This window comes from Pseudomonas sp. PDM28 (assembly GCF_019219115.1).
Classification (GTDB): Bacteria; Pseudomonadota; Gammaproteobacteria; order Pseudomonadales; family Pseudomonadaceae; genus Aquipseudomonas; species Aquipseudomonas laurylsulfatiphila.
Genome location: NZ_JAHUWG010000008.1, coordinates 312,120 through 323,116, shown reverse-complemented (window position 1 = coordinate 323,116; position 10,997 = coordinate 312,120). Strand labels below are relative to the sequence as shown.

10 protein-coding genes are annotated in these 10,997 nt (G+C 60.6%); 6 read left to right on the top strand and 4 right to left on the bottom strand.

The features are described 5' to 3' along the window. The first annotated feature begins 279 nt into the window (after window positions 1-279). Window positions 280-1,245, top strand: coding sequence for an alpha/beta hydrolase (locus tag KW841_RS20135; RefSeq protein WP_218479394.1), 966 nt, complete (start codon window positions 280-282; stop codon window positions 1,243-1,245). A 159-nt stretch (window positions 1,246-1,404) separates the two neighbouring features. Here the strand turns inward: KW841_RS20135 and KW841_RS20130 are convergent, their stop codons facing one another. Further along, window positions 1,405-1,752 carry a DUF6124 family protein gene (locus tag KW841_RS20130; RefSeq protein ID WP_218479393.1) on the bottom strand — a complete coding sequence of 116 codons (348 nt, stop codon included), beginning with the start codon at window positions 1,750-1,752 and terminating at the stop codon, window positions 1,405-1,407. A 576-nt stretch (window positions 1,753-2,328) separates the two neighbouring features. On the opposite strand from KW841_RS20130, the gene KW841_RS20125 reads away from it, so the two are divergent. The 5 genes from KW841_RS20125 (at window position 2,329) to KW841_RS20105 (ending at window position 4,775) form a co-directional block, all read left to right on the top strand. Next, entirely contained in the window at window positions 2,329-2,736 is a 408-nt protein-coding gene (locus KW841_RS20125) for a VOC family protein (protein ID WP_218479390.1), read from the top strand. A 50-nt stretch (window positions 2,737-2,786) separates the two neighbouring features. After that, on the top strand, window positions 2,787-3,242 hold the full coding sequence (locus tag KW841_RS20120; RefSeq protein ID WP_218479474.1) for a GNAT family N-acetyltransferase: 456 nt from the start codon (window positions 2,787-2,789) through the stop codon (window positions 3,240-3,242). An 8-nt stretch (window positions 3,243-3,250) separates the two neighbouring features. After that, window positions 3,251-3,703 (top strand): hypothetical protein, encoded by a 453-nt coding sequence (locus KW841_RS20115; RefSeq protein ID WP_104447999.1) that lies wholly within the window; start codon window positions 3,251-3,253, stop codon window positions 3,701-3,703. Between the two features lie 196 nt (window positions 3,704-3,899). Then, a complete protein-coding gene (locus KW841_RS20110) occupies window positions 3,900-4,406 on the top strand; it encodes a PaaI family thioesterase (RefSeq protein ID WP_218479388.1) in 507 nt (168 codons plus the stop codon). A 90-nt stretch (window positions 4,407-4,496) separates the two neighbouring features. Next, a complete protein-coding gene (locus KW841_RS20105; RefSeq protein ID WP_218479386.1) occupies window positions 4,497-4,775 on the top strand; it encodes a hypothetical protein in 279 nt (92 codons plus the stop codon). Between the two features lie 41 nt (window positions 4,776-4,816). On the opposite strand, the gene KW841_RS20100 is transcribed toward KW841_RS20105, so the two are convergent. The 3 genes from KW841_RS20100 to KW841_RS20090 form a co-directional block, all read right to left on the bottom strand. Further along, a complete protein-coding gene (locus tag KW841_RS20100) occupies window positions 4,817-6,430 on the bottom strand; it encodes a diguanylate cyclase (RefSeq protein WP_218479384.1) in 1,614 nt (537 codons plus the stop codon). 257 nt (window positions 6,431-6,687) lie between these two features. After that, window positions 6,688-9,105, bottom strand: a complete 2,418-nt coding sequence (locus tag KW841_RS20095) for a TonB-dependent receptor (protein WP_102701327.1) — start codon at window positions 9,103-9,105, stop codon at window positions 6,688-6,690. Window positions 9,106-9,231: 126 nt separating this feature from the next. Beyond that, a complete protein-coding gene (locus KW841_RS20090) occupies window positions 9,232-10,881 on the bottom strand; it encodes a cyclic peptide export ABC transporter (protein ID WP_218479382.1) in 1,650 nt (549 codons plus the stop codon). Window positions 10,882-10,997: the final 116 nt, after the last annotated feature.

Below are 10,997 nucleotides of genomic sequence, written 5' to 3'. Positions count from 1 at the left end.
TTGCCTGTGGCGAGGGGGCTTGCCCCCGTTGGGCTGCGAAGCGGCCCCAAAACCAGCCACTGCGGTTATTCAGGCATACCGCATTGTTCTGGTTTACGACTGCTTCGCAGCCGAACGGGGGCAAGCCCCCTCGCCACAGGCAAGCCCCCTCACCACAGGGAAGTGGTCCTGGCCACAGATTGTCATTCGGTTTGAGCAGTTCTTGAGCTCCCCCTAATGAACGACCCTCCCGGTTCGTTTACCAGGGCAAGCCTGTTTATTTTTTGGAGACTACCGCCCATGGCACTGCACCCGGACATCGAAGGTTTTCTGGAGCTGGCCGAGTTCGGCCGCCTCAGCGGCAAAAGCCAACCCATGCACGAGCTGACGCCTGGCGAAGCCCGACAACAATTCGAACAAACGTCGCAGTTGCTCGATGCCACCCCGACGGGCGCATTGATTGTGACGGCGGTCAGCCTGCCCGCGCGGGACGGGCATGTGCTCAACGCGCGGCTGTACGCCAAACCGCAACCGCACAACGAGCCGCGCCCGGTGTTGTTGTACTTCCATGGCGGCGGCTACGTGGTGGGCAGCCTCGATTCCCACGACACCCTGTGCCGGCGTCTGGCGCTGGCTGGGGAATTTGCCGTCTTGTCGGCGGATTATCGGCTGGCGCCGGAACACCGTTTCCCCACCGCTTACAACGATGCCGAAGACGTAACGCGTTGGCTGGCTGTTACCGGTGCCCAAGCCTTGGGACTGGACGCGAGGCGCATTGCGCTGGCAGGGGATAGCGTCGGCGGCAGCCTGGTGGCATCGCTGTGCATCGCCATGGCCCAGGACCCGCTGGGATGGCCGCTGGTGCCGCGCCTGCAAGTGTTGCTCTACCCGGTGATCGACGCGGTAAAAAAACGACCGTCGCTTGAGCGATTCGCCGAAGGCTATCTGCTGGAAGCCACCACGCTGGAATGGTTCTACCAGCAATACCAACGCAGCGAAGCGGATCGTGCCGACTGGCGTTTTTCACCGCTGTACGCGGAGCGCGTGGAAAGCCTGACGCCGACGGTGCTGTGGCTGGCCGAGTACGATCCATTGCTCGATGAAGGTTTGGCCTGGGCCGAAAAACTGCGGGCCGCAGGGCAACCTCTGGTGCTGGAGGTGAAGACCGGCATGACTCACGACTTTGCGCGCATGGGCGAGATGGTCCAGGAAGTGCCGGGGATGCTGGTGCAACTGGCGGCGCAGATCAGCGAAAGCCTGGTCTGATTTGTGGGAATTGCCCTGAGGTCGATCAGTTAAGCACAACCCCTGTGGGAGCGAGCTTGCTCGCGATAGCGGTCGTACATTCAACATCTATGTGTCTGACCCAACGCCATCGCGAGCAAGCTCGCTCCCACAGGTCTATCGGTGATCTGGATATTGTGGTCAGGGCGGATCAAGCCGATCCAGCGCCCGATTCACCGCCAGTTCCCCCAGCATGATCACCTGCGCAATCCCCAACAGCACATTGCGACTTGTCCCCTGTAAATGATCCACCAGATCGTTGGCCATGACATTGGCCGACGCCAACGACTCACAAGCGTGCACCAACAGGGTTTCGGTACTGAGTTCGGGGTTCACGATGAACATGGTACTGAGTGTGCGCGGGGTGGCCATGATGTTGGGGCCTGGATCGAAGGCGCATTCGGCGGTTTCGTGGACTCGTCTTGATTCGGGACTTTCGTGTGGGGAGGCCGGGTCGGTGTCCGGCGGATTCGGAGTTACCTTGAACATAGATTTGGGTCCTGTTAGTGAGCTACCACCGCCTCTCTACTAATAAGAAGGGCGGTAGCTGTGCGCAGGTTAGTAGACCGGGGACCCAGGGAGCCGGCGCGCCCGAGGGCGCCCTGCACACAGCCACCATAAAGTGCAGGGATGGATACCTGACTATTTGATGGGCTATACACCCTGGGTAACCACGGGCTACTAAACCCGATCACTGACAATCAGTGACCCGAACCAAGTTACCGACCACCCCCAAGGCGCACAAGCCGGCGGATTCTGGCGTACCTGTAGGCAACGACGCAAGGCGTTGTGGCTTTCATGAAGTAACCTGTAGGCCGCTTAACACGGATAACGCAATACCTGTAGGAGCTGGCTTGTCGGGTCGCCGCATCGCAGCGATGGTCGTTAACGATGACGCGTGAGAACTGGATAAACGCGGCGCACTTGAGAACATCGCCAGCAATCGAGCGTCGACCGGCTGCTCCTACAGGTACTGCGTGAAGAACCAAAAAAAGCAGTCCCTCGACACTTCACTCAAAACTGCTAAATTCATCGCCCGATTGGCACGACAAGGAGTGTTCGTTCATGAAATTTGGCTACCTGATCATCTACGTCAAGGATGTAGAGGCCTCTCTCAAGTTCTTCTCATCGGCCTTCGGGCTCAGCGTTCGATTCCTCCATGAGTCAGGCACTTATGGCGAACTGGAAACCGGCGAAACCGCGCTGGCATTCGCCGCCGATGAACTGGCCGCATCGAACTTCAGCACCGGTCATGTCCCGGCGCACTCATCCCTCAAACCGTTAGGCATCGAAGTCGGGCTGGTAACCGAGGATGTCCCCGCGGCCCATGCCAAAGCGATCCGAACAGGCGCTAGCGAAATCGCTGCCCCGACTACCAAGCCCTGGGGGCAAACCGTGTCTTACGTTCGATGCCCTGACGGAACGCTGGTTGAGCTGTGCACACCCGTAAACGCTACCGAGAGTGAGTCTTGAAAGCCGGGCGCGAAGCGAACCACGCAGATAAGTCTGGCAGTAACCTGCAAGTGGTCACGTCAACGAACCCATTGGCGATACTTAAAATCTCAGGGATTACGCCGCAAATCCGGGAGTTGGAAACGGAGGCCGTTGCAGAGGGCTTCAGGTTCCTCTCCCGGTTGATCGAGGAATGGGAAAGCGGTGCCAATCGATTCGATCAGCAGGGTGAGTGTCTTTTCGGGGCGTTTCGCAACGGGCGGCTGGTTGCCATAGGCGGTCTTTCGTCAGACCAATTTGCCGAATCGGATGTAGGGCGATTACGGCGGGTCTACGTCGCACGTGCATCAAGGGGCCAGAATGTGGGCAAAGCGTTGGTGCAGCAACTGCTGGAACTGGCGTCCAGGCATTTCCGCGTTGTGCGACTGTCCACGGACACACCCGAAGGCGCTGCCTTTTACCTTCGCTGCGGGTTCCAGCCGATACAGGATGATTTCGCCACGCATATGAAGTCGTTGGTGGAGTGACATAGCCGATGCGAACTTTTAGAAAAAACCTCATCAGTTGCCTGATATTCCCCATCGCCCCAGTCGCCGTCATTTATCTCACCGCCGCCCTGTGCAGGGACATCTGGGTGGAAAGTTTCTACACGCCCGGCGAGGATGGCGGGGAAGTCGAACTCACGTTGACGCTCTACATCTTTCCGCTGCTGCTGATTATTTTTGCCCCTTTGCTGGCGGGGCTGACCGTGTTGACTCGTTGGGGCGCGCGGCGCTTTGCACCTGGTGCCTGGTGGCGGTGGGGCATGGCGATTCCACGTGTCATCCTGGCGGCCATTCCATTGTTTATGTTTTTGCTTTCGACCGGTTTTCTGATGGGGGATGTACTCGGCCCTTTCAGGCATTGGCAGGTGGCGTGTGCGTGGGTAGCCTGCGCGGTCACCGTAGGAGCATTTGTGGTTCAGCAATTCTCACGCCTGAAGGAATAGTTCTCAAGCCACGGAGGGGGTTGCCGAGCTATCTTCCGCATCGCGTATCGGCTATGTAATATCGACATCGGCCCGATGCTACCCGCCGTTCACTCCCGCCGGGAAAGAGAAAAGCGTCTCCTCCTTATTGATCAGCCGTTGCGATCCGGTGCGACCTGACCCGCTTTGAACCACCTGCTACTAGGATGAACACGCCATGACCACGCAGGACATTTCGCTTCAAGACATCGCCGCACCTGAAGGCGTTTGTTATGGCTGCGGCAGCCAGAACCCGCACGGGCTGCACATCAAGAGCTTCTGGCATGAAGACGGGGTGCATGTCATGGCCGAGCATATGCCCGATGACAAGTATTGCGGCTGGCCGGGTCTGGTTTACGGCGGTTTGATCGCGATGCTGGTCGATTGCCACTCCAACTGGGCCGCGATGGCTTATCACTACCGCGCCGAACAGCGCGAAGTGGGCAGTTTGCCCCACGTCACCTGCGTCACCGGTAACCTGGGCATCAAGTACATCAAGCCTACCCCGATGGGCGTACGCCTGACATTGCGGGCAAGAGTCGAGGGTGATGTCGGGCGCAAAAGTCGCGTCATCTGTGAGATTTTCGCCGGGGACGTCCTGACCGCTGTCGGGGACTCCACGTTTGTCCGCGTCGATACCGAGCAACTACGGGCCGCCGCTCACGACAACAAGGTCGGTTCCTGACCCCGGCGCCTCACCGTTCGTCAGCGAGCCAGCACCTTTCCCGATGTCGGGTCTTCCAAGGTTTTATACCTCACCGGGGAGACCCAAATAATGAACAGGAAAATGCTCGCCCTCATGGCTGCGGGTCTGCTGTCGACGGGCTGGTTTTTTGCGCTGGTCGCCGAGAACGCGACGGCGGGTTCCGCTGTCCCGCCTGCTGCCGTTCCTGGCATCAACCAGCCGCAGGTTGCTGAATCCAAAGACGAGAAGGCCGACAAGAAGGGCGAGGAGGCCGCGGGCTCAAACTCCGGCGCCGATTCGCAAGCGGCAGAAAAGGATGCCGCGACCTCAAGTGGTTCGAAGGACGAAGTAAAGGAGCCCACGCAGTGACGGCCTGAATCGACCGGTTTTTCCCGGCCATCACGCGACGTCTACGCCATCACCCGGTTGCGCCCGCTCTGCTTGGCCCGATAGAGACGCTCATCGGCCAGTTTCAGTACGCTTTCGGGCATCGGGGTGTCCGCACTCCGGCAAGCCACGCCGATGGACATCGTCAGCTTTCCAACCTGCGGCACCTCGGTCTGTGCGATGTGCTCGCGTATCCGCTCGGCAATGACCCTGGCGGTATCCAGCGGCGTATCCGGAAGGATCAGCGCGAACTCTTCACCACCGGAGCGGCAGGCGAGGTCGCCGGTCCGGGAGTTCTGCTTGAGTATGCCGGCGACCTCTTTCAGGGCCACGTCACCGGCGTCATGCCCGAAGGTGTCGTTGACCTTTTTGAAGTGATCGATATCCAGCGCCAGCACCGAATAGGCTTGCCCGGTTTTTGCCAGCAGATCCAGTACGCCGCCCATGGCCCTTCGATTGGCCAGGCCGGTCAGGGGATCGCTTTGCGCTTCGTGGCTGAGCTGGCCAAGCTTTTGCTGGAGCAGCTGCACACCGGTCAGCATGGCCTGGCGAATGGCCGATGCGTCGCGGTACCAGGCATGGACTTGCCGCAGTTGCTCGGTCGTTTGCGGGGCGGCCAACTGGTCGGCGGCTGCCGATAACTGGCGCAACGGGCGGGCGATCAGGGCGGTCCCGAGCAAAATCAGCCCCAGGCCCAACAGCCCGGCAGGGATCATGCCCAGGACCATGTCGCGCATGAGTTGTCCCAGCGGCGCCAGGCTGAGGTCCCGGGGTTGTTGCGCGACAACCGCCCAGTTGGCGTCCGGCACCTGGGCAAAACCGGCGAGCATGGGCACACCTTTGTAGTTCGGGCCTTCCAGGGAGCCACGTTCGCCGCGCAAGGCCGCATCGACCGTCAGGCTCCAGCCCAGGACCTCACCGATGCGCTTCTGGTCCGGGTGATACAGCAGCCGCCGATTACCGTCGGCGATGAACGCAAAGGTCCCTTCGTGATGGAAGTGACGGCTGATGATCGTATGAAAGGTGCTTTGCTTGAGCAGGTAGACCGAGCCGCCGACGACGCCGAGGAGCGCCCCTGACGGGTTGAAAACCGGTTGTGAAATGAACACCACCAGGTTGCCCGCCGCGGAAACGTAAGCGGCGCTGACCGATGGACGACGCTCCTTGAGCGCCTGCTGGATGCCTTCCGACGTCAACGTGGCGCCGACAATCTGCGAGGTATCCGGATAGGCCTGCAGGACTTTGCCTGCCGCATCCACAATGGCAATGGAGTTGAAGTCGGCATCCTGGGCTTGCAGGCGGATGGCTTCTTTGCGCAGCACTTCGGGGTCGTTCCAGTGCCGGCCAAGTGTGTTGGCGCTGTAGTTCAAGCGACTGTGCGCCGAATTCAGGAACTCACCGATGCTGGAAGCGACTTTTGCGGCATAGGCTGCGTTGGCCTCAAGCGTCGTATGGATCAGGGATTGACGCTGCACCCGGTAAGCGACGTAAAGGCTGTTGCACAACGTCGCGAGGACCGACAGCAGGACGAAGAAAAGAATCAGTCCGCGCAGGTCGATGGGCAGGGGCCTGGACAGCTTCGCGCGGCTACCTTGCTCATTGATGGCGCTGTTGGGGTCATCCGCTGGCGTCGCCATTTTCGATCCATGAATGGTGTGTTGTGAGGGGGGCAAAGACTGCCTTGCAGGATAGGCAGAGAGCGCCGAGTTGTCACATACACGCCACAGAAAACAGAACCGGGCAAGGCTTTGGCCGCTGCAACTTCTGTGGGAGCGAGCTTGCTCGCGATAGCGCAATGTCAGTCAACGATGATGTTGACTGTGCAATCGTCATCGCGAGCAAGCTCGCTCCCACAGGTTCTGCGCCTCGGCTGACAGGCATTAGCTACCGGCAATCAGTACTGTGCGCGCAGGCTCAGGGTCACGGTGCGCGGGTCGCCGTAGAAGTTGGTGCCCCAGGACGCATCGACGCGATCGTAGTACTTGCGGTCGAACAGGTTGTTGGCGGTCAGTGTCGACGACAGGTTTTCGTTGAACTTGTAGCCGACCTGCGCTGTGGTGATGGCATAGCCGCCTTGCTGGAACTTCACGTCACGCTGGTAGTAGGTGTCGCTGACCGCCCGCACGCCACCGCCGACGCTGAAGTCCTTGAGCGGACCGTCGGTGAACTCGTACTTGGTCCACAGGTTGAAGTTGTGCTTGGGCGTGATGGTGCTGAAAGTATTGCCTTTGTTGGCCGCGTCGCCGTCCAGGAACTTGGTGGAGGTGTAGGCGTAACCGGTGACGATGCTCCAGTTTTCGGTCAGGTTGCCGCTCAGCTCGGTTTCCCAGCCTTCGCTGCGTGCCTTGCCTTCGGTCATGTAGGCACCGGAGTTGTTGTCGTATTCGGCACGGTTTTCATCGTAGATGCGAAAGGCCGCGATGCTGGCGTTCAGGCGACCGTCGTAGAATTCGCGCTTGAGGCCGATCTCGTATTGCTTGCCTTCGCGCGGGCCGACCGGCTCGCCGTCCGCGCCGATTTCGCTCTGCGGTTTGAATACGCCGGTGTAGCTGAAGTAGGTCGACAGTTCCGGGGTGATCTTGCCGATGAGGGCGCCGTACGGCACGACCTTGCGGTTGATGCTGGTGTGGGCTTCGCCGAAGTTGTTGAAGAAGGCGTTGGCGTTCTTCGCGTCGGCTTCGTACCAGGTTACGCGGCTGCCGCCGATGACATCGAGCCAGTCGGTGACGTTGAACTTGGCACGGGTATAGACCCCGTACTGGTCGGACTTGGACCAGTTGCCGTTGACGTGCGCATAGTCGTTGCGGGGAATGTCGATGCTGCCCGGATCCCACACGTTGATCGGGAAGTACTCGCCGCCGCCGTAGGTGAAGTCCTTGTCCAGGTGCTGGTACTCGGCGCCCAGGGTGAACTCGTGGCGGCGATCGGCGAACTCGAAGGGCGTGGTGACGAAGCTGTCGACGCCGATGGTCTTGATGTGGGTGTAGTAGTCGTAGGCCACGGCCCAGCTGTCACCGGTGGCCGGATCGACCGCGCCGTCGGCCCAGGTGAAGTTACGCTCCGGGGTTTCGGCATCGCGGTAGGTCAGGGTGGTCTTGAACTGACCGCCGTTGTCCAGTTCGTGATCAACTTCGGCAAAGGATTCCCAGACCTTCTCGTTCAGGGTGTTCCACTTGGCGTCGACGAAGGTCGAGCGCGGAACGTCCAGCAAGGTGCCGTCGGCATAGGCCGGCAAGCCGAAGGCCGGGGTGGAGTTGTTCTTCTGGTAAGCGCCGCCGACCGACAGGGTGGTGGCCGGGTCGAGGTCGAACTCCAGGCGACCGTAGACCATCGGGCGTTCGTTCTGCGCGTAGTCGACGTAGGACTGGTTGTTCTCGTAGGCGGTGATGAAGCGGCCGCGCACGGTGCCCTGGTCGTTCAGCGGGCCGGTGACATCGACCATGGAACGGTAGTGATCGTAGGAGCCAGCGGCCAGTTCGCCACCGAGGGCGAATTTGCCCAGGGCGCGCTTGCGCACCACGTTGATCGTACCGCCGGGTTCACCCGCGCCCTGGTACAGGCCCGACGGACCGCGCAGCACTTCGATGCGGTCGTACATCGCCAGGTCGAAACTGGTGGCCATGTCGCCCTGGCCGGTGGGTTGCGAGACGCCGTCGACCTGCACCTGGTCGACGAGGAAGCCGCGCATGTAGACGTCGTTGAGGCTGGAGCCGGAGTTGTAGGTCTTGATGGTCGTGCCGGTGACCTGGCGCATGGCGTCCTGCAGGCTGTTCATGTTCTGGTCGTCCATGCGCTGGCGCGTGACGACGGACACCGACTGCGGGATGTCCTTGACCTTGATGTTGCCTTTGCCGATGGTCACTTCATCACTGGTGTAGGAGTGCGTGCCCTCGGTGGTCGGCCCCAACGCCACGCCGGTGATGGAGGTCGCACCCAGCTGCAATGCACTGGAGTCACCGACCGCTGGCACCAGCGACACAGTGTTGCCATTCAACTGAAAATTGATGCCGCTCCCCAGCAGCAAGGTTTTCAGTGCCTGTTCCGGTTCCATGTTGCCGGACACCGCCGTGGACTTGATGCCGTTGACCATGTCCTGGCTGTAGAGAATCTGCAGGTTGGTCTGCTGGCCCAGTTCGCGCAATGCACTGGCCAGCGACTGGGCCGGCACGTTGACGTTCACCGGGGCCGCCTCGACCTGGGAAGTGCCCAGCAGCAACAGGGTCAACAGCGCGCCCGGCACGACCGTTCGGAATTTCTTTTGCCGATCGATGGCTAATGCCAAGGGGGCGCGGGACAGAGTAAGGCTTTGCATTGCTCGAATCGCTCCAGAAGGGTGTGTGCAGTTTTTTAGTTAATGATAATTATTATTAGACGGACCACTTTGCCTAAACCGGAAAACAAACTTCAAAAAACAACAACCTGCGTGCAACCAGCGCTGTCAGGCGGTCGCGCGCTCGGTGATGACCCGGCCCGACTCCATGCGCACCAGTTGATCGGCCATGTCGAAATAGCGGTCGTCGTGGGAGATGACGATGATGGTCTTGCCCAGGCGTTTGAGGTCCGGCAGCAGCTCGGTGTAGAAGATGCGGCGGAAGGTCGGGTCCTGGTCGGCGGCCCATTCGTCGAACACCAGTACCGGGCGTTCTTCCAGCCAGGCATTGACCAGCGCCAGGCGCTTGCGCTGGCCGGTGGACAGGTCGGTGGTGGTGAAACTGCCGTCCCTGACGCTGACCTTGTGCGCAATTTCCAGGCGTTGCAGGTAGGCATTGGCATCTTCGGGGATGTGCTGGTCACCCTGCACCACATCATCGAACAGGTAGTAGTCGGCAAAGATCGTGGTGAACAACTGGCGGTAGTCGTCTCGATTGTGTGCGTCGATGCCTTGGCCGTTGAGCAGGATTTCGCCGTGTTGCGGGGCGTAGAGGCCCAGCAGCAACTTGATCAGCGTGGTCTTGCCGCAGCCGTTTTCGCCGACGATGAAAATGATGTCGCCTTGCGCGATGCTCAGGTTCACCGGGCCCAAGCGAAACGCGTCGCTGCCCGGAGCGGCGGGGAAGGCGTAGCTGACGTTGTTCAGTTGCAGGCTGTTGACCACGGCCGGCGGGGTGCCTGGGTCGTTGAGCAGCAGGTGCGGTTCCGGCGAGGAAAACCGGCTCGACAGTTCGGCGATGCGGCGAAAGGCGATGCGCGCCCGACTCACGATCGGTAAGGTGCTGACCAGGTGTTCGATCGGGCCTTTCATGTACAGCAACACCAGCACGAATCCGCTCATCACCGCTTGGTCGGCGCTGGGCCAGAAGGATTGCAGGGCCAGCGCCAGGCCGATGACCACGAAGAACAGCATCGAGCCGAGGGTCTTGGCGATCACGAAGGTGTTGATCGAACGCACCTGGGTGTCGCAGATGAAATCGGCAGTGCCCTGGATGCCCTTGACGAACATGCGCTGGCGGCGCGGACGGTGGATGCGCAATTCCTTGGCGCCGCCGGCAATGGCGTTGTAGTGCTTCTGCAATTCGTCTTCGGCGTCGCGGGCAGCCATGAACCCCTGGATACCCTTGCCCTGCGCGTAGAACTGGATGCCGGTGCCGATGGCAATCGCCAGCACCATCATCAGGAACATCGGCCACGACAGCATCGCCAGGTAACCCATGCAGCCGAGGGTCACGGTCAGGGAAATGGCGAGCGGCGCGAAGGCGAAGGCGAAGTCGCTGATGGTGTCGACGTCGTGGGTCAGCACCGGGATCAGTCGGTGGCTGCGGTAGCGCTCGATCTGCTCGATGGGCGCCGAGAGTACTTTTTCCCCCAGCTCTTTGCGCAGTTTGGCAATGATGTGCTGGCCGACGTAGTTGGTGCCGATGTCCGAGCAGATCGAACTGCCCAGGGCCAGCAGGCACAGGCCACCGAACAGCGCGACCACGCCCTGGGTCAGGCCGTCCGGCGAATGCAGTGCGTTGTTGATGGTGGCCAGCAGCACCGTGACGCTGAGGCCGCCGACCATGCCCAGGAGGATCGACAGACTGACGACGAGCCGGAACGGTTTCAGGAGGCTGAACAATTCATGAATTGCACCGCGCGTTGGCTGGGTCATGAGCAGAAGGTTCCTTGGGTCTTGAGGCAGATACCCAGTAGAACGTCTGATGGAGGGCTTAATTTATAGGCGGGGCGACTGGTGGCTGGGGAGTTACATAACCCCCTGTGGGAGCG

What these genes read in the sequence shown, in the direction of transcription:
- KW841_RS20125 (WP_218479390.1), top strand. Translation starts at nt 2,329, where the DNA reads ATGAAATTTGGCTACCTGATCATCTACGTCAAGGATGTAGAGGCCTCT.
- KW841_RS20090 (WP_218479382.1), bottom strand. Translation starts at nt 10,881, where the DNA reads ATGACCCAGCCAACGCGCGGTGCAATTCATGAATTGTTCAGCCTCCTG.
- KW841_RS20100 (WP_218479384.1), bottom strand. Translation starts at nt 6,430, where the DNA reads ATGGCGACGCCAGCGGATGACCCCAACAGCGCCATCAATGAGCAAGGT.
- KW841_RS20110 (WP_218479388.1), top strand. Translation starts at nt 3,900, where the DNA reads ATGACCACGCAGGACATTTCGCTTCAAGACATCGCCGCACCTGAAGGC.
- KW841_RS20135 (WP_218479394.1), top strand. Translation starts at nt 280, where the DNA reads ATGGCACTGCACCCGGACATCGAAGGTTTTCTGGAGCTGGCCGAGTTC.
- KW841_RS20130 (WP_218479393.1), bottom strand. Translation starts at nt 1,752, where the DNA reads ATGTTCAAGGTAACTCCGAATCCGCCGGACACCGACCCGGCCTCCCCA.
- KW841_RS20115 (WP_104447999.1), top strand. Translation starts at nt 3,251, where the DNA reads ATGCGAACTTTTAGAAAAAACCTCATCAGTTGCCTGATATTCCCCATC.
- KW841_RS20095 (WP_102701327.1), bottom strand. Translation starts at nt 9,105, where the DNA reads ATGCAAAGCCTTACTCTGTCCCGCGCCCCCTTGGCATTAGCCATCGAT.
- KW841_RS20105 (WP_218479386.1), top strand. Translation starts at nt 4,497, where the DNA reads ATGAACAGGAAAATGCTCGCCCTCATGGCTGCGGGTCTGCTGTCGACG.